The organism is Dyella solisilvae (genome assembly GCF_003351225.1).
Classification (GTDB): domain Bacteria; phylum Pseudomonadota; class Gammaproteobacteria; order Xanthomonadales; family Rhodanobacteraceae; genus Dyella; species Dyella solisilvae.
Genome location: NZ_QQSY01000002.1, coordinates 683412 through 706389, shown reverse-complemented (window position 1 = coordinate 706389; position 22978 = coordinate 683412). Strand labels below are relative to the sequence as shown.

The 22978-nt window shown below is 66.8% G+C and carries 28 protein-coding genes; 27 read left to right on the top strand and 1 reads right to left on the bottom strand.

Annotated features, from left to right (window positions below):
• The first annotated feature begins 7 nt into the window (after positions 1-7).
• From DVT68_RS20690 to DVT68_RS10305, 19 genes are all read left to right on the top strand, one after another.
• Complete coding sequence (locus DVT68_RS20690) at positions 8-1024, top strand: glycoside hydrolase family 43 protein (RefSeq protein WP_114824991.1); 1017 nt, start codon at positions 8-10, stop codon at positions 1022-1024.
• Positions 1014-1856, top strand: a complete 843-nt coding sequence (locus DVT68_RS10390; protein ID WP_114824990.1) for an aldose 1-epimerase — start codon at positions 1014-1016, stop codon at positions 1854-1856. The genes DVT68_RS20690 and DVT68_RS10390 overlap by 11 nt, the downstream gene beginning before the upstream one ends.
• A gap of 158 nt (positions 1857-2014) precedes the next feature.
• A complete protein-coding gene (gene ppk2, locus DVT68_RS10385) occupies positions 2015-2848 on the top strand; it encodes a polyphosphate kinase 2 (protein WP_114824989.1) in 834 nt (277 codons plus the stop codon).
• A gap of 50 nt (positions 2849-2898) precedes the next feature.
• A complete protein-coding gene (locus DVT68_RS10380) occupies positions 2899-3153 on the top strand; it encodes an RNA recognition motif domain-containing protein (RefSeq protein ID WP_114825334.1) in 255 nt (84 codons plus the stop codon).
• A gap of 79 nt (positions 3154-3232) precedes the next feature.
• Entirely contained in the window at positions 3233-3595 is a 363-nt protein-coding gene (queD, locus tag DVT68_RS10375; RefSeq protein ID WP_114824988.1) for a 6-carboxytetrahydropterin synthase QueD, read from the top strand.
• Between the two features lie 153 nt (positions 3596-3748).
• On the top strand, positions 3749-4141 hold the full coding sequence (locus DVT68_RS10370) for a phasin family protein (protein ID WP_114824987.1): 393 nt from the start codon (positions 3749-3751) through the stop codon (positions 4139-4141).
• 244 nt (positions 4142-4385) lie between these two features.
• On the top strand, positions 4386-4751 hold the full coding sequence (locus DVT68_RS10365) for a hypothetical protein (RefSeq protein WP_114824986.1): 366 nt from the start codon (positions 4386-4388) through the stop codon (positions 4749-4751).
• Between the two features lie 3 nt (positions 4752-4754).
• A complete protein-coding gene (gene atpB / locus DVT68_RS10360; protein WP_114824985.1) occupies positions 4755-5588 on the top strand; it encodes a F0F1 ATP synthase subunit A in 834 nt (277 codons plus the stop codon).
• A 76-nt stretch (positions 5589-5664) separates the two neighbouring features.
• Complete coding sequence (gene atpE / locus DVT68_RS10355) at positions 5665-5952, top strand: F0F1 ATP synthase subunit C (RefSeq protein WP_038622390.1); 288 nt, start codon at positions 5665-5667, stop codon at positions 5950-5952.
• Between the two features lie 82 nt (positions 5953-6034).
• Entirely contained in the window at positions 6035-6505 is a 471-nt protein-coding gene (locus DVT68_RS10350) for a F0F1 ATP synthase subunit B (RefSeq protein WP_114824984.1), read from the top strand.
• Positions 6506-6508: 3 nt separating this feature from the next.
• Complete coding sequence (locus DVT68_RS10345) at positions 6509-7042, top strand: F0F1 ATP synthase subunit delta (protein WP_114824983.1); 534 nt, start codon at positions 6509-6511, stop codon at positions 7040-7042.
• A gap of 92 nt (positions 7043-7134) precedes the next feature.
• Positions 7135-8685: a F0F1 ATP synthase subunit alpha gene (atpA, locus tag DVT68_RS10340; protein WP_114824982.1), complete on the top strand. Its 1551-nt coding sequence runs from the start codon at positions 7135-7137 to the stop codon at positions 8683-8685.
• A 91-nt stretch (positions 8686-8776) separates the two neighbouring features.
• Complete coding sequence (gene atpG, locus DVT68_RS10335) at positions 8777-9706, top strand: F0F1 ATP synthase subunit gamma (protein WP_114824981.1); 930 nt, start codon at positions 8777-8779, stop codon at positions 9704-9706.
• A gap of 178 nt (positions 9707-9884) precedes the next feature.
• The gene (gene atpD / locus DVT68_RS10330) at positions 9885-11297 is read left to right on the top strand and encodes a F0F1 ATP synthase subunit beta (RefSeq protein ID WP_114824980.1); all 1413 of its coding nucleotides are present in this window, start codon (positions 9885-9887) and stop codon (positions 11295-11297) included.
• Positions 11298-11392: 95 nt separating this feature from the next.
• Positions 11393-11818, top strand: coding sequence for a F0F1 ATP synthase subunit epsilon (locus DVT68_RS10325; RefSeq protein WP_114824979.1), 426 nt, complete (start codon positions 11393-11395; stop codon positions 11816-11818).
• A gap of 101 nt (positions 11819-11919) precedes the next feature.
• Complete coding sequence (locus tag DVT68_RS10320; RefSeq protein ID WP_233523427.1) at positions 11920-12483, top strand: hypothetical protein; 564 nt, start codon at positions 11920-11922, stop codon at positions 12481-12483.
• Between the two features lie 55 nt (positions 12484-12538).
• Positions 12539-13912 carry a bifunctional UDP-N-acetylglucosamine diphosphorylase/glucosamine-1-phosphate N-acetyltransferase GlmU gene (glmU, locus tag DVT68_RS10315; RefSeq protein ID WP_114824978.1) on the top strand — a complete coding sequence of 458 codons (1374 nt, stop codon included), beginning with the start codon at positions 12539-12541 and terminating at the stop codon, positions 13910-13912.
• Positions 13913-13981: 69 nt separating this feature from the next.
• Positions 13982-14560 (top strand): hypothetical protein, encoded by a 579-nt coding sequence (locus DVT68_RS10310; protein ID WP_147281704.1) that lies wholly within the window; start codon positions 13982-13984, stop codon positions 14558-14560.
• Between the two features lie 69 nt (positions 14561-14629).
• Positions 14630-15427, top strand: a complete 798-nt coding sequence (locus tag DVT68_RS10305; RefSeq protein WP_114824976.1) for a DUF4850 domain-containing protein — start codon at positions 14630-14632, stop codon at positions 15425-15427.
• A gap of 10 nt (positions 15428-15437) precedes the next feature.
• On the opposite strand, the gene DVT68_RS10300 is transcribed toward DVT68_RS10305, so the two are convergent.
• Positions 15438-16424, bottom strand: coding sequence for a chorismate transformation FkbO/Hyg5 family protein (locus DVT68_RS10300; RefSeq protein WP_114824975.1), 987 nt, complete (start codon positions 16422-16424; stop codon positions 15438-15440).
• A 90-nt stretch (positions 16425-16514) separates the two neighbouring features.
• On the opposite strand from DVT68_RS10300, the gene DVT68_RS10295 reads away from it, so the two are divergent.
• The 8 genes from DVT68_RS10295 (at position 16515) to fabG (ending at position 22898) form a co-directional block, all read left to right on the top strand.
• Positions 16515-16784: a phosphopantetheine-binding protein gene (locus tag DVT68_RS10295; RefSeq protein WP_114824974.1), complete on the top strand. Its 270-nt coding sequence runs from the start codon at positions 16515-16517 to the stop codon at positions 16782-16784.
• A gap of 83 nt (positions 16785-16867) precedes the next feature.
• On the top strand, positions 16868-17590 hold the full coding sequence (locus tag DVT68_RS10290) for a COG4648 family protein (protein ID WP_114824973.1): 723 nt from the start codon (positions 16868-16870) through the stop codon (positions 17588-17590).
• Positions 17587-17886: an ApeI family dehydratase gene (locus DVT68_RS10285; RefSeq protein ID WP_114824972.1), complete on the top strand. Its 300-nt coding sequence runs from the start codon at positions 17587-17589 to the stop codon at positions 17884-17886. Before DVT68_RS10290 ends, DVT68_RS10285 begins: the two co-directional genes overlap by 4 nt.
• Positions 17883-18836 (top strand): lysophospholipid acyltransferase family protein, encoded by a 954-nt coding sequence (locus DVT68_RS10280; RefSeq protein WP_114824971.1) that lies wholly within the window; start codon positions 17883-17885, stop codon positions 18834-18836. The genes DVT68_RS10285 and DVT68_RS10280 overlap by 4 nt, the downstream gene beginning before the upstream one ends.
• On the top strand, positions 18784-19407 hold the full coding sequence (locus DVT68_RS10275; protein ID WP_325050420.1) for a LolA-related protein: 624 nt from the start codon (positions 18784-18786) through the stop codon (positions 19405-19407). The genes DVT68_RS10280 and DVT68_RS10275 overlap by 53 nt, the downstream gene beginning before the upstream one ends.
• A gap of 2 nt (positions 19408-19409) precedes the next feature.
• Positions 19410-21728: an MMPL family transporter gene (locus DVT68_RS10270; RefSeq protein WP_199536023.1), complete on the top strand. Its 2319-nt coding sequence runs from the start codon at positions 19410-19412 to the stop codon at positions 21726-21728.
• A complete protein-coding gene (locus DVT68_RS10265; protein WP_114824968.1) occupies positions 21712-22164 on the top strand; it encodes a hotdog family protein in 453 nt (150 codons plus the stop codon). Before DVT68_RS10270 ends, DVT68_RS10265 begins: the two co-directional genes overlap by 17 nt.
• Positions 22161-22898 carry a 3-oxoacyl-ACP reductase FabG gene (gene fabG, locus DVT68_RS10260; protein WP_114824967.1) on the top strand — a complete coding sequence of 246 codons (738 nt, stop codon included), beginning with the start codon at positions 22161-22163 and terminating at the stop codon, positions 22896-22898. Before DVT68_RS10265 ends, fabG begins: the two co-directional genes overlap by 4 nt.
• The last annotated feature ends 80 nt before the right edge of the window (positions 22899-22978 follow it).

The following is a 22978-nucleotide window of genomic DNA, read 5'->3' as shown; positions in this document are numbered from 1 at the left end:
TATTACCATGTCGGACGAATCTGCTTCCCAAGACCTGTCGGCGCTGGCCGCGCGCGCCATTTCCGCGCCGCTGGTGACGCACATCTACACCGCCGATCCTTCGGCGCACGTGTTCGATGGCAAGATCTACATCTACCCCTCGCATGACATCGAGGGCGGCGTGCCGTTCAACGACAACGGCGACCATTTCTGCATGGAGGACTACCACGTCTTCCGCATGGAGTCGCCCGAGAGCGAAGCCGTCGACTGCGGCGTCGCGCTGCACGTGAAGGACGTGCCCTGGGCCGAGCGCCAGATGTGGGCGCCCGATGCGGCGCAGAAGGATGGTCGCTACTACCTGTACTTCCCTGCGAAGCGCAGCAACGGCCTGTTCCAGATTGGCGTGGCCGTGTCCGACCGTCCCGAAGGGCCGTTCGCGCCGGAACCGGAGGCCATCGTCGGCAGCTACTCGATCGATCCGGCCGTGTTCGCGGATGACGACGGCGCGCACTACATGTATTTCGGCGGCATCTGGGGCGGACAACTGCAGAAGTACCGCGACAACGCCTTCCACGAGTCCAACGAGGAACCGACGCCTGAAGAGCCGGCCCTGGGGCCGCGTGTGGCGAGGCTCAGCGAGGACATGAAGCAGTTCGCCGAGTGGTCGCACGAGATCGTGATACTCGACGAGGCCGGGCAGCCGCTGCGCGCGGGCGACCACGACCGGCGCTATTTCGAAGGCCCGTGGATGCATAAGCATCAGGGCAAGTACTACCTGTCCTACTCCACCGGCGATACGCACCTGCTGTGCTACGCCACTTCGGACCATCCGTACGGCCCGTTCACGTACCAGGGCAGGATCCTGACCCCGGTGGTCGGCTGGACCACGCACCATTCGATCGTTGCGGTCGGCGATCAGTGGTATTTGTTCTATCACGACTCGATCCTGTCCGGCGGCGTGACCCACCTGCGCTCGATCAAGATGGCCAAGCTCGAGTACGACGCGGAAGGCCGCATCCTCTGCCAGGACCCCTATGGCGCCTGACGCCACCGGGCCGACGCCGCCGAGCGACGAGGCGATGGCGCCCATGGCGCCGGGTCCGTTGCTGCGCATCGGCCAGGGTGAGCTCGAAGTGGCGGTCGCGCCGGCCGCCGGTGGCCGCGTGGCGCAGATCCGTTGCGAGGGACTGGACTGGCTGGTCGGCCACAGCCCCGACGCGCCGATGATCGGCTGGGGCAGTTACCCGATGGTGCCGTGGGCCGGACGCATCCGTCACGGTCGCTTTGGCTTTGGCGGCCAGCATCACGGCTTGCCGATCAACCTGGGCGCGCACGCCATCCACGGCGTGGGCTTCGCCTTGCCCTGGCAAGTCGAGGTGCACGGGGCGAGCGAGCTGGTGCTCTCACTGGCTCTGCCGCAGGACGAGCGCTGGCCGTTTGGCGGCACGGCCCGTCAGCGCTTTCTGGTCTGCGAGCGCCGGCTGCGGATGGAGTTGACCGTCACGGCGGGAGCACGTGGCATGCCGGCCACGGTCGGCTGGCATCCATGGTTCATCAAGCCGGAGCGCCTCGAATTTGCGCCCACGGGCTGCTACCCGCGCGACGAAGAGGGCATGGCCTGCCTGCCGGTCGTCGAGCCACCGCCGGGGCCGTGGGACGACTGCTTCATCAATCGCCGGCCCGTGGTGTTGCACCGCGCCGGGCAGCGCCTGCAGTTGAGCTCCGACTGCGACCACTGGGTGGTCTACGACCAGCCGGACCACGCCACCTGCGTGGAGCCGCAGAGCGGCCCGCCCGACGGCTTCAACCTGGGATTGGCCCAGGTCCTCGCCCCCGGCGAGTCGTTCACCGCCTGGTACCTGCTGGAGTGGCTCTGAGTCCGTCCCGCGGAGCGGGACGAGACATCGACATTGCCCCGTGCACCCGGCGTTGGCGGAACGTCGACACGCCAAGCCTGAAGCTCTAACGGTTTCCCGCACCGGCGGATCCGCCGGGACCGGGCGGGCACTCCTCTACAGCGTGGAGGCACATCGTGATGGCGAAGCACAAGAAGGCTGCAGAAGTGGCCGAGACCGAAGGCGAGCCCGAGGTCGGCGGCAAGCTGAAGAACAAGCTCTACCTCGAGGAGCTCGCCAAGCTGCATGCCGAGCTGGTGAAGCTCCAGCTGTGGGTGCAGCACACCGGCGCCAAGATCTGCGTCGTGTTTGAAGGCCGTGACGGGGCGGGCAAGGGCGGCACCATCAAGGCCATCACCGAGCGTGTCAGTCCGCGCGTGTTCCGTGTAGTGGCGCTGCCGTCGCCGACCGATCGCGAAAAAAGCCAGATGTACATCCAGCGCTACCTGCCGCACCTGCCGGCGGCGGGCGAAATCGTGATCTTCGACCGCAGCTGGTACAACCGCGCGGGCGTCGAGCGCGTGATGGGCTTCTGCACCGATGAGCAGGTCGAAAGCTTCCTGCGCGTGGCGCCGCTGGTGGAGCGCGCCATGGAGTCCTCAGGGATCATCCTGCTCAAGTATTGGCTGGAGGTCAGCGAGGATGAGCAGACTCGCCGACTCAAGGGACGCATCCACGATGGGCGCAAGGTGTGGAAGCTGTCGCCGATGGACTTGAAGTCCTACAGCCGCTGGTACGACTACTCGCGTGCGCGCGACGACATGTTCCGCGCCACCGACACGCAGTTCGCACCGTGGCTCGTGGTCAACTCCAACGACAAGCGGCGCGCGCGCCTCAACATCATCGCCGACCTGCTCAACCGGATCCCCTACGAAGAGGTGGACCGTCCCAAGGTCACCCTGCCCAAGCGACAGAAGCGGGGCGACTACAAAGAGCCGGATTACCCGTTCCGATACATCGCGGAGAAATTCTGATCCGGTGGAGCGGGATGGCCGGCGAACAACTGCTGACGGGAGTGACGATCATGGGCCGTCTATTGCTGGGCAACATTGCACCGGACACGTCGGATGAGGAGCTCAAGGAGTTCCTCCACAAGTACGGATTTCCTCCGGTCGACGACATCGAGCAGGTGCCCGGCGATGGTTCGCGACCGGCGGTGCTGCTGACCTTCGGGAGCTGCCGCGGCGATGCCCTGGAGCTGCTCAGGGAGCGCGTCCACCAGATGTACTGGAAGGGCCGCCAGCTCAACGTGATCATCCTCAGCGACCAGATTCCCTGACGCAGGTCCGCTGTATGCGCGAGGTGGGTTCGTGCCCTGCCTTCGGCGCGATGTCCGGACCCGGCGGTAGAATGTCCGCATGCATATCTTCAAAGTTTTCCACATCGAGGCGGCGCATCGCCTGCCCAACGTGCCGCCCGGCCACAAGTGCGCGCGCCTGCACGGCCACTCCTTCCGCGTCGAAATCCACGTCGCGGGCGAGCCCGATCCGCAGCTTGGCTGGGTGATGGATTTCGCCGATCTGAAGGCGGCCTTCGCGCCGCTGTTCGATCAGCTCGACCATCACTACCTCAACGACATCGAGGGGCTGGAGAACCCGACCAGCGAAGTGCTGGCGCGCTGGATTTTCACCCGCCTGCAGCCGGCGCTGCCCGGCCTGGACAAGGTGATGGTCAACGAGACCTGCACCTCCGGGGCAACTTGTAGCCGTGACAGTTTTTGATGCGTCGCGCAATTTCGTCGGTCTGACGTAATGCGGTGTCTTTCTTGAACTTTTTATGACACGTGATTCTGTTCAGGAAAAATATATTGCACTGCACAAAATGGCTTGGTAGAGTGCATACCACTACCCCTACTCCCGTCGAGGGACCAAGTCATGACGCAGCAACTGAATACCCAGGTTTTCGCCTACGCCAAGCAGCTGGCCGACAGCGCATTCAAGGCCCAGTCGGTGGCGCTGAAGGGTCTGGAGAAGATCGCCGAGCTGCAGATCAAGGCTCTGGAAAAGCAGTCCGAGGCCGCGGCCGAGTTCATCAGCGGGGCGCTGGAAACGCGTGACATTGATGGCCTGCGCGCCCTTTGGGAGAAGGCTTCGAGCGCCAGCCGCGAGAACGCCGAGCGTGCCGTCGCCGTGACCCAGGAAATCATCGCCGTGACCCAGAAGACCGCCGAGTCGCTGGGCGCGCTGGTGCAGGAACAGCAGCAGGCCGCCAACGACGTCGTGGCCGCCCCGGTGGCCGCGGTGAAGAAGGCCGCTGGCGCCAAGTAAGACCGCTTTACCGACGCAGCACTTCTTCCCCCTACGTTGCGTCCAGGGCCGGATTTCAGTCCGGCCCTTTTTCTTTGCGTGAAATCCTTCGCATGAAATTGTGAAGGCTTCGAGGGCCGGACAAGTTGTCGCAGCAGCTGCGGCTTGTGACGGTAAATGCCTCGCTGATATACTTTTTCAGATTGGACCGTGGCCCGTAGCTGGTTCGGTGCCGCCTTCGAGCGTAACCGCGCGGGGACACCACGTGCTCAACAGTCTTGCTTCCGGTCGTCGCCTGGCGCTGCGCATTATCTTGCTGCAGCTCGCCGTGGCGGCGACGGTGGGACTCACCTTCCTGACGCAGGGGCTCCGCCATGCAATGGCGGCCGCTGCGGGCGCCACGATCGTGGCGCTGGGTACCGCGCTTCTGGCGTGGCGTACCTTCGCCGGGTTGGGTGGGGGCGGCATGACGATGTGGCGCGTGATGTCAGGCGTGGTCCTCAAATGGATCGTGATCTTCGGAGGGCTGATCATGATCCTTGGTCAATGGAAACTACCGCCACTAGCTGCCATCACGGGGCTGGTGGCTGCTTACGCAATAAATCTGATGGCGTTCAGATTCAAGGGCTAACACATGGCAAGCGAGCCGCAGGGCGGACTAACCGAATACATCCAGCATCACCTTCACCACAACACGGTGAGCTTGGGTGACAGCCCGTTCATGCAGATCCATCTCGACTCGCTCGTGGTGGCCTTCCTGCTGGGCGCGCTGTTCTGCCTGTGGTTCTGGCTGAAGGCCCGCAAGGCCACGTCGGGCGTGCCGTCCAAGGGACAGGCCTTCGTCGAGATCATTGTCGAGTTCGTCGACACCCAGGTGAAGGACACCTTCCACGGCGACCGTCGCACGCTGACCCCGCTGGCCCTGTCCATCTTCATGTGGGTGACCTTCCTCAACGCGATGGACCTGCTGCCCCTGGACGCCCCGAGCTGGACCGTCAAGGAAATGGCCGGCATCGAGGCCATGCACCATACCTTCTTCCGCTGGGTGCCGACCGCCGACATCAACACCACCGTGGGCCTGGCCCTGGCCGTGTTCTTCATCGTGCTGGGCCATGGCATGCAGGCCAAGGGCGCGCTGGGCTTCGGCAAGGAGCTGATGACCTCTCCGTTCCACGCCCACAACCCGGTGGTGGTGGCGATCCTGGTGCCGTTCAATTTCCTGCTCAATGTCGTCGAATACCTGTCTAAGCCAGTGTCGCTCGCCATGCGACTGTTCGGCAACATGTACGGCGGCGAGCTGGTGTTCATGCTGATCGCGGGCCTGTTCGCGGGCTGGATCAGCTTCCTGCCGGGCGTGATCTTCAACACGGCGTGGGCCATCTTCCACATCCTGATCATCCTGCTTCAGGCGTTCATCTTCATGATGCTGACGATCGTGTACATCGCCACGGCGCGTGAGCATCACTGACGTTTCTGTTCCATCCGGTTTCGCTTTAATCCGTTTCGCTCTTACCACTCTTTAGAAAGATTCACAGGAGATTTCCATGAACCTCGTCGAACTCGTCGCTCACGTCCAGGGCCTCACCGCCATCGCCATCGGCGTCATCATCGGCCTCGGCGCTCTGGGCGCTTGCTTGGGTATCGCCATCATGGGTTCCAAGTTCCTCGAGTCCGCCGCCCGTCAGCCGGAGCTGGTCCCGCTGCTGCAGGGCCGCATGTTCCTGCTCGCCGGCCTGATCGACGCTGCGTTCATTATCGGCCTGGCCGTGGCCCTGCTGTTCGCGTTCTCGAACCCGCTGATCGCCGCGCTGAAGACCGCCGTCGGCGGCTAATTGGCGGAAATGAGTCGCCGCAGCGTGAATGCGCTGCGGCGATTGGCGGTTTAACGCGTTACCGGAGTTAATTGGAAAGCTCATGGATATCAATCTGACTTTCCTGGGCCAGATGGTTTCTTTCGCCATCCTGGTCTGGTTCACCACCAAGTTCATCTGGCCGCCGCTCAATCATGCGATCGAAGAGCGTCAGAAGAAGGTTGCCGAAGGCCTCGCCGCCGCCGAAAAGGCACGCGCCGAGCTGAAGGACGCCGACGCCAAGGCTGCCGTCGAGATCAAGCAGGCCCGCCAGCAGGCCTCCGAGATCATCGAGCGCGCCCAGGGCCAGGCCAACCAGATCGTGGACAAGGCTCGTGACGAGGCGATCGCCGAGGCCAACCGCCTCAAGGCCGCCGCCGCCGACGAGATCGCCAGCATGCAGCAGCGTGCGCGCGAAGAACTGCGTAGCTGGGTCGGCCGTCTGGCTGTCCAGGGCGCGGAAAAGATCGTGCAGCGCGAGATCGACCCGTCGGCCCACAAGGCCATGCTCGACCAGCTCGTGGCCGAGATCTAAGTCATGGCCCAGGCAATCACCCTCGCCCGCCCCTATGCACGTGCAGCCTTCGAGCTGGCCCATGAGGCCGGCTCGCTTGGCGCATGGTCGCAGGCGCTGGCGTTCGCCGCCGAAGTGTCCGGTGACACGCGCGTGGCCAGTCTGACCAACGATCCGCGCGTGCAGCCCTCGCAGCTGGTGGCCATCCACCTGCCGCAGGGCATGGCCGCCGATGCGCCGTTCGCCCGTTTCCTGGGAGAGCTGGCCGAGCATCGTCGCCTGGGCCTGCTGCCGGAGATCGCCGCGCAGTACGAAGAGTACAAGCGTGACTCCGAGTCGCAGCTGCTGGTGAAGGTGACCAGCGCCTTTGCACTGGACGCCGCGCAAGCTGACCAGCTCAAGGTGTCGCTCAAGCGCCGCTTCAAGCGCGAGATCGAACTGGAGACCCAGGTCGACCCGGCGCTGCTTGGCGGTGTGGTGATCGACACCGGCAGCGAAGTGATCGACGGCTCCGCCCGTGGACGTCTGGCGCGCATGACTCGCGCGCTGACGGTGTAAGCATTCAAGCGAAGTCCGTTTCGCGAAGAGCAAAAACTGGCCATCCATGGCTGGACTCTTCACCAAAGACTTAAATTTCAGGATATCGACCCATGTCCAGCACCACCCTGAACCCGTCCGAGATCAGCGAACTGATCAAGAGCCGCATCGAGCAGTTCAAGCTCGGCGCGGAAGCCCGCAACGAGGGCACGATCATCAGCGTGTCCGACGGCATCGTTCGCATCCACGGCCTGGCCGACGTGATGCAGGGCGAAATGATCGAACTGCCGGGCAACGCCTATGCGCTGGCGCTGAACCTCGAGCGTGACTCGGTCGGCGCCGTGGTGCTGGGCGAATACCAGCACCTGCGCGAGGGCGACGTGGCCAAGACCACCGGCCGCATCCTCGAAGTGCCGGTCGGCCCGCAGCTGCTCGGCCGCGTGGTCGATTCGCTCGGCAACCCGATCGACGGCAAGGGTCCGATCAATGCGCCGCTCACCTCGCCGATCGAGAAGGTCGCGCCGGGCGTGATCTGGCGTAAGTCGGTCGACCAGCCGGTGCAGACCGGCTACAAGTCGGTGGACTCGATGATCCCGATCGGCCGTGGCCAGCGCGAGCTGATCATCGGCGACCGCCAGACCGGCAAGACCGCGCTGGCCATCGACGCGATCATCAACCAGAAAGACTCCGGCATTAAGTGCATCTACGTCGCGATCGGCCAGAAGCGTTCGTCGATCGCCAACGTCGTGCGCAAGCTCGAAGAGAACGGTGCGCTGGCCAACACCATCGTGGTCGTGGCTTCGGCGTCCGAGTCGGCCGCGCTGCAGTACATCGCGCCGTACTCCGGCTGCGCCATGGGCGAGTACTTCCTCGACCGCGGCGAAGACGCGCTGATCATCTATGACGACCTGTCCAAGCACGCCGTCGCCTACCGTCAGATCTCGCTGCTGCTGAAGCGCCCGCCGGGTCGCGAAGCCTACCCGGGCGACGTGTTCTACCTGCACTCGCGTCTGCTCGAACGCGCCGCGCGCGTCTCCGAGGAGTACGTCGAGAAGTTCACCAATGGCGAAGTGAAGGGCAAGACCGGTTCGCTGACCGCGCTGCCGATCATCGAGACCCAGGCCGGCGACGTGTCCGCGTTCGTGCCGACCAACGTGATCTCGATCACCGACGGCCAGATCTTCCTGGAAACCGACCTGTTCAACGCCGGCATCCGCCCGGCCGTGAACGCCGGTATCTCGGTGTCCCGCGTGGGCGGCGCCGCCCAGGTCAAGATCGTCAAGAAGCTGTCCGGCGGCGTGAAGCTGGCCCTGGCGCAGTACCGCGAGCTGGCTGCGTTCGCGCAGTTCGCCTCGGACCTCGACCCGGCAACCCGCGCCCAGCTGGACCGCGGCGTGCGCGTGACCGAGCTGATGAAGCAGTCGCAGTACGCCCCGCTGTCGGTGGCCGAGCTGGCGCTGTCGGTGTACGCAGCCGAGAAGGGCTACCTCGACGACCTGCCGCAGAACAAGGTGCTGCCGTTCGAGAAGGGCCTGCACGCCTTCATGCACCAGAACCACGGCGACCTGATGAAGAAGATCGTCGCCACCGGTGACTGGAACAACGACATCGAAGCCGTCTTCAAGTCCTCGCTCGACGAGTACAAGAAGACCGGTAGCTGGTAAGCAACAGACCGCGCGTACGGCCGTGTGAACGGCCGTACCGCAAGCCGGTGGCAACGCCGGGATCGCAATAACCCACAAGGTTGAGGCAGACGTGGCAAGCGGACGCGAAATCAAAACCAAGATCAAGAGCACGCAGAACATGCGCAAGGTGACGCGCGCGCTCGAGATGGTCTCGGCCTCGAAGATCCGCAAGGCGCAGGATCTGATGAAGGCCTCGCGTCCCTATGCGCGATCCATGCGCAAGGTGATCGCGCACATCGCCCAGGCCAGCACCAGCGACTTCCAGCATCCGTTCCTGCAGGAGCGTGAATCGGTCAACCGCGTCGGCTACGTGATCATCTCCACCGATCGCGGCCTGTGCGGCGGCCTCAACGCCAACCTGTTCCGTCGCCTGCTGCCTGCGATCCAGGAATGGCGCAACCAGGGCGTGGAAGTCGACGTCGTGGCTGTGGGCCAGAAGGCCATCCAGTTCTTCCGCCGCATCAAGGGCGTCAATCTGGTCGCCACCGCCAGCCATCTGGGCGAGCGGCCGAAGCTGGAAGACCTGATCGGCGTGATCAAGATCGCGCTGGACGCCTACATGGGCGGCCGCCTCGATCGCGTGTTCCTCGCCCACAACGACTTCGTCAACACCATGGTGCAGACGCCGGCCGTGCACGCGCTGCTGCCGCTGCCGGCGGTGGCGCAGGAACTGGCCGCGGCCGAAACGGGATCGACCACGCCGGACTATCCGGTGGCCGGTCTCGCACTCGAGCAGAAGCACGACTGGGACTACATCTACGAACCCGACGCGGTCACCGTGCTAGAGCACGTGCTGGCGCGCTACATCGAGTCGGTGGTGTATCAGGGTGTGCTGGAAAACCTCGCCAGTGAGCATGCGGCACGCATGGTGGCGATGAAGAGCGCGTCCGACAACGCGACCAAGGTGATCGGCGAACTGACGCTGGTCTACAACAAGGCGCGTCAGGCGGCGATTACCCAGGAAATCTCGGAAATCGTCAGCGGCGCGGCGGCGGTGTAAGAGCGATCGTCCCTGATCGCGTAGATCAAAAAAGCGGCCATCCATGACCGCGAATGTTCAGGGCGATCATCCATGATCGCTAGCGTCAAAAAGCAACCATCCATGGTTGCACTACTTAAATAGAGCGACGCCAAGGCGGCGCTGTAACGAACCTAAAAGATCCATCCGGAGCATTTCCATGAGCCAGGGCAAAGTTGTACAGATCATCGGCGCGGTCATCGACGTGGAGTTCGCACGCGATCAGGTGCCGCAGGTTTACGACGCGCTGAAGATCGACGGCACCAACATCACGCTGGAAGTCCAGCAGGTGCTGGGTGACGGCGTCGTCCGCACCATCGCCCTCGGTTCCACCGACGGCCTGAAGCGTGGCCTGCAGGCGCGCAACACCGGCGAAGCCATCAAGGTGCCGGTCGGCAAGGCCACCCTGGGCCGCATCATGGACGTGCTGGGCAACCCCATCGACGAAGCCGGCCCGATCGGCCACGAGCACAGCTGGGAAATCCACCGTGAAGCCCCGAGCTACGAAGACCAGGCCGCGGCCAGCGACCTGCTGGAAACCGGCATCAAGGTCATCGACCTGATGTGCCCGTTTGCCAAGGGCGGCAAGGTCGGCCTGTTCGGCGGCGCCGGCGTGGGCAAGACCGTGAACATGATGGAGCTCATCAACAACATCGCGAAGGCGCACGCGGGTCTGTCCGTGTTCGCCGGCGTGGGCGAGCGTACCCGCGAGGGCAACGACTTCTACCACGAGATGAAGGACTCCAACGTGCTCGACAAGGTGGCCATGGTGTACGGCCAGATGAACGAGCCGCCGGGCAACCGTCTGCGCGTCGCGCTGACCGGCCTGACCATGGCCGAGTACTTCCGTGACGAGAAGGACGAGCACGGCAAGGGCAAGGACGTGCTGCTGTTCGTGGACAACATCTACCGCTACACGCTGGCCGGTACCGAAGTGTCCGCGCTGCTCGGCCGCATGCCGTCGGCGGTGGGTTACCAGCCGACGCTGGCCGAGGAAATGGGCATCCTGCAGGAGCGCATCACCTCGACCAAGACCGGCTCGATCACCTCGATCCAGGCCGTGTACGTGCCCGCGGACGACCTGACCGACCCGTCGCCGGCCACCACCTTCGCCCACCTGGATGCGACCGTGGTGCTGTCGCGTAACATCGCCTCGCTCGGCATCTACCCGGCGATCGACCCGCTGGACTCCACCAGCCGCCAGCTCGATCCGAACGTGATCGGCGCCGAGCACTACGGCATCGCCCGCCGCGTGCAGGGCATGCTGCAGCAGTACAAGGATCTCAAGGACATCATCGCGATCCTGGGCATGGACGAGCTGTCGGAAGATGACAAGCTGACCGTGGCCCGCGCCCGCAAGATCGAGCGCTTCTTCTCGCAGCCGTTCCACGTGGCCGAAGTGTTCACCGGCTCGCCGGGCAAGTACGTGCCGCTGAAGGAAACCATCCGTGGCTTCAAGATGATCGTGGACGGCGAAGTGGACCACCTGCCGGAGCAGGCGTTCTACATGGTCGGCGGCATCGACGAGGCCATCAAGAAGGGCGAGGAGATGGGCGCCAAGAAGGCGGCCTGATCCGTGTGAAGCCTGGCGGTGAAGCGCGTGCATCGCGCTTCGCCTAGCTCCACACAGCATCGTCTGCTTTTCATCGAACGCACCGGAATACCGTCATGACTCATACCCTCCGTGTCGACATCGTCAGCGCCGAAGCCGAGATTTTCTCGGGCGACGCGCAGCTGGTGGTGGCCACCGGCGAGATGGGCGAGCTGGGCATCGCGCCCCGCCACGCGCCGCTGATCACCCGCCTGAAGGCCGGCCACGTCGACGTGGTGCTGGGCAACGGCGAGCGTCAGCAGTTCTGGGTGTCGGGCGGCATCCTGGAAGTGCAGCCGCAGGTCGTCACCGTGCTGGCCGATACCGCCGCACGCGCCGCCGACCTGGACGAGGCCGCCGCACAGCGCGCCAAGCAGGAAGCCGAGGACGCCTTGGCCAACCGCACCGACGCCGTCGAGATCGCCGAGGCCCAGGCCAAGCTGGCCCAGGCCATGACCCAGCTGCAGGCGCTGGAGCGCCTGCGCAAGACGCTCAAGCACTAAGCCGTCGTTCCCCGCGCGAGCGGGCGAAGGATACGAAGCGCCGGCCTTGGGGCCGGCGTTTTTGTTTATGCTGCTGGCGCAGCGATTGGGAGGCGCGGTCCATGGCGGCGCAGCATGACGATCGATTCGGCGCATGCCTCCGGCGCGGCCCACTGGCGATCATGCTCATGACCCTCGTGCTCGGCGCGTGCGCTACTGTGCCTCGCAGCGGTGGCTCGCCTTCCGCGGTCGCCATGCAGCACATACCGCTGGCGCTCGGCCAGGCTTCGACCGGCGGGGACGTGCCGAGTCATCCGCTACCGGTCTATCCACCCACCCTGGTAACCGCCCGCCTGCCACCGCAGGAGATCCGGGCGCGGCTGATGGTGGATGAACAGGGCAAGGTGGCCGAAGTGCGTATCGACGGTGAGCCGCAGGCAGATGCGCAGCGCCGCCTATTCGCCGCGGCGGTGCGCGAGGCAGCGCTGCAGTGGATCTTCATGCCCCTTCGCACCAGCCGCTGGGCCGCCGACGCGGCCGGCAACGCGCACGACGTGGACAGCGGGCCGCAGCCGTTCAGCGTGGGCTACCTGTTCCGCTTCGCCTGGCGCGATGGTCGGCCGCTCGTCGAGGCGCTGCCGCTCGCCCATGACGGCGTGCCCGAACTAGGCCATTCAGACGACTGAGGCCGTCCATCCGCACGCTGCTATGCTCCGCGGCTAGCTCCATCCAGGGATCCACATGAACAAAACCGCCCCCCTGCATGTGATCGTCCTCGCCGCTGGCGAAGGCAAGCGCATGAAGTCGAAGAAGGCCAAGGTGCTGATGCCGCTGGCCGGACGCCCCCTGCTCGCCCACGTGCTCGATGCGGCGCGCGCGCTGCAGCCACAGGCGATCCATCTGGTCTACGGGCACTGCGGCGAGCAGGTGCGGGCGGCCTTCGAGGGGCAGGCGGATCTGCGCTGGGTGCTGCAGTCCCAGCGCCTGGGCACCGGCCATGCGGTGCGCGAGGCCCTGCTGGACGTGCCCGACGAGGCAGTCGTGCTGGTGCTCTACGGCGATGTGCCGCTCACGCGGGCGCAGACCCTCAAGCGGCTGGTTTCGGCTGAAGGCACCGTGGCGCTGCTGGCCACGCGCGTGGCGGATCCTTCCGGCTATGGCCGTGTGCTGCGCGATGGCAACGGCCTCGTGCGCCAGGTGGTGGAGGACAAGGACGCCGACGACGCCCAGCGCGCGACCAACCTGATCAACACCGGCATCGTCGCCGCGGAGGCGGACGCCTTGAAGCGGTGGACGTCGCGGCTCGATCGCAACAACGTGCAGGGTGAGTATTACCTCACTGATATTTTCGCCATGGCCGCCGGCGAGAACCGCGCCGCCGCATGCGTGGAATGCGAGGACGCCTTCGAGGCCGCCGGCGCCAACAATCCCTGGCAGCTGGCTGAGCTGGAGGCCGAATACCGCCAGCGTGCGGCCAAGGCGCTGGCGCTGGAAGGCGTGCGCATGGCCGATCCGGCCCGACTGGACGTGCGCGGCAGCGTGCGTGCCGGCATGGACGTGGAAATCGACATCGACGTGATCCTGGAGGGCCAGGTCTCGCTGGGCGAGGACGTGCGCATCGGCCCGTTCTGCCGCCTCAAGGATGTGGACCTCGCGGCCGGCACCGTGGTGCAGGCGCACTGCGACCTGGAGGGCGTGGTGACGCACGGGCCGTGCATCATCGGTCCGTTCGCGCGCCTGCGCCCGGGTACCGAACTGGCCGCCGGCGTGCACATCGGCAACTTCGTCGAGACCAAGAAGGCCAAGCTGGGCGAAGGCAGCAAGGCCAACCACCTCAGCTATCTGGGCGACACGGTGATCGGCAGCGGCGTGAACGTCGGCGCCGGCACCATCACCTGCAACTACGACGGCGTGAACAAGCACCCGACCATCATCGGCGACGGCGCGTTCATCGGATCCAACACCGCGCTGGTGGCGCCGGTGACCATCGGCGCGCAGGCCACGATCGGCGCCGGCTCCGTGATCGGCAAGGATGCACCGCCGGGCGAGTTGACCGTGGCGCGTGCACGCCAGATGACGATCGGCGGTTGGCGTCGCCCGGTGAAGAAGAGCTGAGCCGCTGTCCAACCCTGCTTTCCCAGCAGATATTTCGCAGGTTCGTATTCGCCCACCAAGGAGTTGGTCATGCGTATCCGGATGTTAGGCACGATGATGTTGGCGGCGTTGTGCCTGCACGGTTGTGCGAGCACGGCATCGGTGGGCGCGGGTGGCGCGACGGCGAGCCGCGGGCCGCTGCAACTGTTCGGCGCCGACGCCAAGCCACGTTTCGAGTTCTATCTGGCCTGCACCAGCAAGACGGTCAACTGCGAGATTGTCGAGCGCGCCTTCGACGACTGGGCGGACTGGCGCCACCTGTCCGTCCATGCGGTTGCGCCGAATGATCCGGCCTTCTCCAACGGCACGCCATCGGCGACAGGCGACCAGGCCAGGCCTTATCGGGTGGTCGTGCGCTACGTGCCCGAAATGGCCTTGTCCAACAGCGCCATGATGAGCGGCGGACACGGCCCGCCGCTGGTGAGCTACACCGCCACCGTGCACGTGTTCGACTCGGCCAGCGGCAGCCTGTTGAAGACCCAGTCGTTCCACGACGAAACCGTGGTCGATCAGGCGGAGGGCGCGGCCAACCCGTATCTCAACGCGCAGATCCGCGCGTTTCTAGGCCATCTGGATCCGGCCTACGCCAAGGGCGGTGCTTCATCGTGACAGTGTGGTCCTCTGCCGATGGTGGAGGCCAGTTCCATGGGTTCTTGCACACCTGACAGGAGTGGGTTCATGCAACACCGATTCGCCAGTGTCTTCCTGATCGTCGCCGCGGCCCTGCTGGCCGTGCTGGCCGCCGCGTCGTCACACGCTTCCGCCGGCGTGCGCGAGTTGCGCACGACGCCGCAGACGCAGTCGGCGCCCGGCGTCGACTACATGCTGCACGTGACGTCGGTCGGTGGCGCCATGGTCACGCTGATTGACGTGCACTCAGGCGCTGGTGATTGGGTCCGCGCCAACGCCGCAAAGCTGCCGCCGGTGCCGGCGGCCGACACGACGTCCAAAGACGCGCCCCAATGGTTCTACGGCGAAGTGGTCGGCTGGATGCCGGTCCCGCAGGGTTGGCGCGTGCAGCACGCGGCCATCGGCGCCGACGGCAACACCCTGTACACCTTCGTCGCCCCCGAGGGCGCCTCAGCCGGCTGGATCACCTACACGGTGATCCCGGCTTGCGAGTCCTGCCTGCTGGAGGAGACCGAAGGCCTGTTGCCGGGCGCGGGTGAACGCCTGGGCAGCCAGCACAACTCGCCGGGTATCGACCTTGGCCAGACCAATCCGGTGATGAGCTGGCAATCGCGCCCCGACGACTGCACCGCTTTGTTCCGCTATCGCTCCGGCGGCCTGACCGTCCACGCGGCGGTGCTGAGCAGCGTGCCGGTGTCGGCGCTGGAGGATGGCAAGGGCGACGTCTCGGTGGCCGACCTGTATGTGGGCCTGCCGGATCGGAAGGCATCGCTCGCAGGATTCCTGCAGGACCACTTCCGCCAGGCCTTCCCGGCCTGCCACTCGCCACGCGGCTTCGGCGGCTAAAACGGGTGTGCTAGGCGTAACGCCAGCCGTCGATTTCCACCAGTAGTTCCTGCCGGCAGATATCGCCGTGCAGGCTGAGCACCGGGACGCCGGGCAGGCGTCGCTGCAGGAAGTCATGCACTAGCGCCGCATCGGCCGCGTGGCGCACATACGCCTTCAGCGGAGACTGCGTGTCGAAGCCGGCGCCCATGCCGGCGCTGCCGAGCAAGGCCTCCAGATTGGCGAGCGTCTCGTCCAGCTGGGCCAGCAGGTCGTCTTCGTGGGCCGAGGCGTGCCCGACCACCGCGGCGGTTCCTGAGATGGCCAGCGCGTCCTGGGCCGGCAGCGCCATGGCGCGGGCGAAGGTAGGCGCGCTGCGGCCATATTGGCGGGGATAGCGCCAGGCGCTGACCTGCCGGGGGTTTTCCACCCGCTCGCCGGCCTGGTCACAGGCCAGCAGGTAAACCTGCAACCGCGCGCCCGCCTGGTGGTGGCCGATGGCGGTGGCGGCGGGAAAGCCTTCGGCGAAGAAATCGCCCATGCCGTCCACGCGGCCCTCGCAGAACAACTTGTAGCGCTCGTCGTCGCCTTCACCCTGGTTGATGTCGGCGAGGTAATTCCAGATGCGCAGGACGTGCCGCTCGCTGCGGCCGGCCAGGAAGGCGCGCAGCTGGGCATAGGCGGTCGCCGCCGTTGCACGCGGACCACCATGCACGGCTTCATCCAGCTCGACCGCCGCATAGAGCCATCCGCCACCGGCGGCCCAGCAAAGGTCGCCTTCGCGACCCTGGGTGACCGGCGCATCCACCTGCCAGATCTCCAACGGCGCCGGGGCGTCGAAGGTTTCCAGCGCCACACGCAGCCAGCGAGGATCGTCACTGGTCGCCGCGCCCGCCCCGAAGCCAAACACGGCCAAGGCGCCGGGCTCGGCCAGCACGGCCGCCGGGTCGGCCTGCCGATAGGACACCCGGGGCGCCCGGCGTGGGGCCGGCCTGGTGTTTTCACGTCCCTGAACCATGGGCTCCAGCCGGGGGGAAAGGGTCGCTATGTTACACTCGTCGACCGCCGCCTCTGGGGGAGAGGCGCTAGCACCGTACGGATCGAAGGCATGGCCGAGCAGACTGCCGCACAACATGAACTGGCGACGTTAATTGTGGAAAGCCTCAATCTGGACAGCGTCTCGGCTGACCAGATCGATCCGGATGCCTCCCTGTTCGGCGGAGATCTCGGTCTGGACTCCATCGATGCGCTGGAGATCGCGCTGGCCGTGTCCAAGCGCTATGGCTTCCAGCTGCGCTCGGACAACCCCGAGAACCGCAAGATCTTCACCAGCCTGCGCACGCTGTCCGAGCACATCGAGCAGCATCGCCCCGTTTAGCTTCCTTCGGGCATGATGTCCCGCGCGGGCGGCATGCTGCCGCCGCTGTAGCGATGTCCCGCGAGCAGGCTCCAAGCACACCCATGTCGTCCTCTTCCGCCCTTCCACCGAAAACGACGCCGCGGCGCTGGATGGCGTTGTGGTTCGCCTATCCGGTGCTGGCGCTGGCCGGCATGCTGACCCATCAGCAGGGCTATTCGCTGGCGGCCTGCGCCTTGCTGCTCACCTTGCTGATGGCGCCTGCGCTGGCCACGCGCCGCCCGCTGCCGTGGCTGGCGTGGACGCTGCTGCTGGCCGCGATGGGCTGGCTGTGGCTGCATGGCATGGTCGGGCTGCTGCTTGAATGCGTGCCGATTGCGATCAACGTGCTGCTGGCCTCGCTGTTCGGCCGCAGCCTGCGCGCCGGTTCGATGCCGCTGATCGCGCGTTTCATCGAAGCAGTGGAAGGCCCGGAGCGGCTGCTGACCCCGGGTGTGGCGACCTACGCGCGCCAGCTCACATGGTTCTGGACCCTGCTGACTGCAACGCAGGCGCTGGTGCTCGCCGTGCTGCTGCTGTGCGCGGAGCCGGGCGGGCTGCTGGCCCAGCTGGGCGTGGCGTCGCCGTGGCCAGTGCCGGCGGGCCCCGCTCAGGCTTATGTGCATTTCGGCGGCTACGGCCTGATCGCAGCGGCCTTCCTGCTCGAGCATGGGTTCCGTCGCTGGCGCCTGCGCCATGTGAGCCATCCGCGCTTTCATGAACTGGCGCTGGGCATCGCGGCGCGCTGGCCGCAGCTGGTGCGCGGCCAGGGCCCGGCCGCGCCATGAGCACGGCGAGCTTCGAGCGCGAGATCTGCGTGCCGGCGGGACATCCCAGCCTGCCGGGCCATTTCCCGGGCGCGCCGCTGGCGCCGGGGGTGCTTCTGCTGGAAGCGGTCGCACAAGCGTTGCGGGCGTGGCGCGGCGAGCGGCTCGCCCGCGTCGTCGACGCCAAGTTCATGGCGCCACTGTTGCCGGACGAGCGCGCCCAGCTGTCGTTGCATGACGTGGACGGCCGCGTGCGTTTCGAGATTCGTCGCGGCGACACGCTGCTGGCGCGCGGCAGCGTGGAGGGCGCGACGTGACCGAGCACTGGCAAAGCCGCCCCGAGGGCGGTGGCCGCTTCGCGATATGGCTGATCCGCAGCATCGGCCTGTATGGCGGACGCTCGTTCGCCCGCCTGTTCCTGTTGCCGATCACGTTGTACTTCTATTGGCGCCGCGGCCCGGAGCGCCTCGCCTCGCGGCGCTTCCTCGAACGCGTGCTGGGAGAGCCGGTCAGCGCCTGGCAGGTGATGAAGCACATCCATTGCTTCGCCTCGACCATGCTCGATCGCGTCTTCCTGCTCGCCCATGGCGAGCGCGACTTCGAGATCACCGTGGAAGGGCTGGAGGTGCTGGAGGCCACGCTGGCGCAGGGGCGCGGCCTGCTGCTGCTGGGCACCCACCAGGGCAGCTTCGAGGCCTTGCGCGCGATCAGCTCCCGTCGCCCGGACATCCCGCTGCGCGTGGTGCTGGACAAGCAGAAGACGCCGGCGCTGACCGAGTTGCTGGAGGCGCTGGCGCCGGATATCGGCGCCAACGTGATCGACGCGTCGCTGGGCGGCGCCTCGATCACCCTGGCCATGTCCGAGGCCTGCGCGCAGGGCGCGATGGTGGCGCTGCTGGCCGATCGCGGCCGCGAGCACGAGGTGCTGCGCCGCACGCCGTTCCTGGGCGAGCCCGCGCCGTTCCCGGTCGGGCCCTGGCTGCTGGCGCACACGCTGCGCGCGCCGGTGATGCTGTGCTTCGGCTTGTACGAGGGCGGCAACCGCTACCGGCTGGTATTCGAGCCGTTCGCCGAGCAGGTGACGATCCCCCGTCACGACCGCGCCCACGCGCTGGACAGCCTGCTCGCCCGCTTCGCCCATCGCGTGGAACACTACGTCCACGCCGCCCCCTATAACTGGTTCAATTTCTATGACTTCTGGCAGCAAGACATGGGTGCTCCTGTGCAGCCTGACCCTGTCGCTGTGCGCGAACGCGTCGGCGCCTGAAGACGCCGTCACCGCACGTTCGGTGGTGGCCTCGCTGGGTCGCCCGGCGCCGGCGCGCACGCCGTTCGCCGAAGCCCGTTTCATGAAAATGCTGGACCAGCCGCTGGTGGTGTCGGGCCAGTTGTCCTGGCTGGGCGACGATCGCCTCGAGCGCGCGGTGGATCATCCCAACCGCGAGGTGTCGACCATCGCCGACGGCCAGGTAACGCAGCAGCGCGAAGGACGTCCGCCGCGCAGCTTCTCGCTCAAGCGCGCGCCGCAGTTGCAGCTTCTGCTGGACAGTTTCGTGGCGCTGCTGGGCGGCGATTCGACGCGCCTGGAGCAGGCCTTCACCATCCAGTACCACGGCGATGACGCCCGGCGCTGGACGCTGGCGCTCACCCCGCGTGACCCGACGCTGGCGCATACGGTGAGTCGCATCGAGATCGACGGCCGCGGTACCGAGCCGCGCTGCATGCGCATGCAGGAGGCCGATGGCGATCTCGCGGTGGACCTGCTCGGCGAGCTCTCCGGCAAGATGCCTGCGGCGCCCACCCGCGACGGGCTGGCGGCCCTTTGCCAGGGCGGCTGAGCATGCCATTCCGGGGGCGGCTGTGGCTGCTGGTGGCGTGGCTGGCCGTGCTCGCGCTGCTCGGCGGTTTCGTCGTGCATCGGTTGCGCATCAGCACCGACCTGCGCAGCTTCATGCCGTCGCCGACCACGCCCGACCAGCGCCTGCTGATGGAGCAGGTGGGCGAGGGACCGGGCTCGCGCCTGCTGCTGCTCGCCATCACCGGTCCGTCCGAGGCGCAGCTGGGGACACTGAGCCAGCAACTGGCCGCCGCCCTGCACAAGGACGAGCGCTACAGCCAGGTGCTCAACGGCAGCTTCGACCTCACCGCGCTCGATCCGGCGCTGCTGCCCTATCGCTACCTGCTGTCGCCCACGCTGGATAGCGCGACGTTCGATGCGCCGTTCCTGCGCGACCAGCTCGAGCAGCGGCTGGATGACCTTTCCTCGCCCGGGGCTAGCCTGCTGAAGGGGTTGCTGCCGCGCGATCCGACCCTCGAGGTGTTGAAGCTGGCCGAGCGCTGGGCGCCGGCGAAGTCGCCGGAGCTGCGCGAGGGCGTGTGGTTCTCGGCGCAGGGCGAAGCGCTGCTGGTGGTGCAGACGCGCGCGGCGGGCTTCGACCCCGACGCACAGGCCAACGCCATCGACGGCATCCGGCAGGCGTTTGATGCGCTGCCGGATCACGCGGGGGCCACGCTCAGCTTCAGCGGTCCCGGTTATTTCAGCGTCGTCGCCGCGACGCAGACGCGCGGGCAGGCCGAGTGGATCGGCCGCGTTTCCACGGTAGGTTTCATCGTGCTGCTGTTGCTGGCTTACCGCAGCGTGGGTTCGCTGCTGCTGTCGGCCTTGCCCATCGCGAGCGCGGCGCTGGCCGGCATCGCGGCCTTGGTGCTGCTGTTCCCGCAGGTGCACGGCATCACGCTGGCGTTTGGCTTCACCCTGCTCGGCGTGGCGCAGGAGTACCCGATCCGTGTGCTCAGCCATCGCCGCGCCGGCGAAGACGCCGTGCAGAGCGTGCGCGATCTGTGGCCGCTGCTGCTGACCGCCATCGCCTCCGCCTGCATCGCTTATCTCGCGTTCTACGCCTCGGGTGTCAGCGGTTTGCGCCAGCTGGCGGTGTTCACCATTACCGGCCTGCTGGTGGCGGGCTTCAGCACGCGCTACCTGCTGCCGCACCTGCTGCCGGCACGCGTCCGTGACGTGGCGCCCATGCCCTGGCTGGTCGCCGCGCGGCGCACGGTGGACGCGCTGCCGCGACCGCGCTGGATCCCGCTGGTGGTGGCTCTGGCGACGGTGCTGATGCTGGGCCTTGCGCAGGGGCCGTTCTGGCAGAACGACCTGGCCGCGCTCACGCCGCTGCCGCACGAGCTGCTGCAGCGCGACGCCCATCTGCGCGACGCGCTGGGCGCCCCCGACGTGCGTTACCTGCTGATCCTGGAGGCGCCCACCGAGCAGGGCGTGCTCGCGCTTTCCGAACGCATCGAGCCTGAGGTCACCGCGCTGGTGGCTCGGCATGCGGTGGATGCGGTGGAACTGCCATCGCGTTACCTGCCCAGCGAAGCGGTGCAGCGCGCACGCCAGCAGAAGCTGCCCTCGCGTGAGGCATTGGAACAGGCCCTGGCGGAAGCGCAGCAGGGTTTGCCGTTCCAGCATGGCCTGTTTGCTCCGTTCCTGGATGACGTGGAGACGGCGCGCAGCCTGCCGCTGCTCACGCCTGAGCGGTTTGCCGCCTCGCCGCTGGGCCAGCGTCTGGCGGCGATGCTGGTGGAGCGCGACGGGCGCTGGCTGGGGCTGGGCACGCTCAGCGGCGTGCATGACGTGGCCGCCTTGCAGCAGCTGGCGCACGCAAGCGGCGGCGCGGTGCGCCTGCTCGACCTGAAGGATGCCGCCGAATCGCTGGTGGTCGACTACCGCGCACGCATCCTGCGCGCCTTGCTGGCGGCGACCGTGCTGCTGGTGGTGGCGATCAGCGTGGCGCTGCGCAGCCTGCGGCGCGCCTGGCACGTGCTGGCGCCGATGACCCTGGCCACCTTCCTGGTGCTGGCGGTGGAGCGCGTGGCGGGCGTGGAGATCTCGCTGTTCCATCTGGTCGCGCTGATCCTCGCCGCGGGTCTGGGCCTGCACTACGCGCTGTTCTTCGAGCGCGACACCGGTGACGCCGCCGAACAGCGGCGCACGCTGCACGCTACCCTGGTCTGCGTGTTGTCCGCGCTGCTGGTGTTCGGCATGCTGGCCTGGAGTTCGATCCCGGTGCTGCGCGCGATCGGCTTGACCGTGAGCCTCGGCGTCGCCTTCCACTTCTGCCTTTCCATCGTGATGGCCCCCCATGCTCGCAAGGACTGACTGGGCGCACCTCATTCCGCACGCTGGCGCGATGTGCCTGCTCGACGCCGTGCTGGCGTGGGACGATCATGCCATCCACGCCATCAGCACCAGCCATGGCCAGCCCGACCATCCGTTGCGCGGCGAACTCGGATTGCATGCCATCCACCTGGCCGAATACGGCGCGCAGGCGATGGCCGTGCATGGCGCGTTGCTGGCCCGCCACGCCGGTGTCGAAGCGGCGCGTCCGGGACGACTGGTCAGCCTGCGTGACGTGGTGCTGTCGGTGGAGTACGTCGACGCATCGCATGGACGGCTGGACGTCCATGCCGAGCGCCTATATGCCGACGCGTCTGGTGCCCAGTACGCCTTTCGCGTCGAACAGGCCGGCCGCGTGCTTGCCAGTGGCCGCGCCGCGGTCATCCATCCCGCCAGTGAGGAGGCCATGGCCCCATGACGTCAGTCACACCTTCCCGTCGCGCGCTGGTGACCGGCGGCAGCGGCGACCTCGGTGGCGCGATCTGCCACGCGCTGGCTGCGGGTGGCTATCACGTGATCGTGCATGCCAATACGTCGCTCGGGCGCGCGGACGACGTCGCCGCTGCGATCCGCGATGCCGGCGGCAGCGCGCAGGCGGTGGCGTTCGACGTCACCGACGCCGCGGCGGCGCGGCACGCGTTGGAAACGCTGCTGGCGGATGGCCCCATCCATGCCGTGGTGAACAATGCGGGCGTGCATCAGGACGGCCCGATGGCCGGCATGTCGGCGGAAGCCTGGCATCGCGTGATCGACGTCTCGCTGCACGGTTTCTTCCACGTCACCCAGCCGCTCCTGCTGCCGATGGCGCGGGCGCGGTTCGGGCGCATCGTGTCGGTGAGTTCGGTGGCCGCGCAGCTCGGCAACCGCGGGCAGGCCAATTACGCGGCGGCGAAAGCCGCCCTGCACGGCGCGACCCGCTCGCTGGCGCGGGAGATGGCCTCGCGCGGCATCACCGCCAACGTGGTGGCGCCGGGCGTGATCGAGGGGCGCATGATCGGCGAGGATTTCCCGCCCGAGCGCATCCGCGAGATGGTGCCCGCGCAACGCGCCGGCAAGCCCGAGGAGGTGGCGGCGCTGGTGGCCTTCCTGTGTTCCGATGCGGCCGGCTACATCAACGGCCAGGTGATCGGCGTGAATGGCGGCATGGCTTGAGGGCAGGAGTGAGTTGAGAGGAGTGAGAAAAGAGAGAAGAGCCTCGGCCCCCACTCTCACTACTCACTTCTCTCCACTCA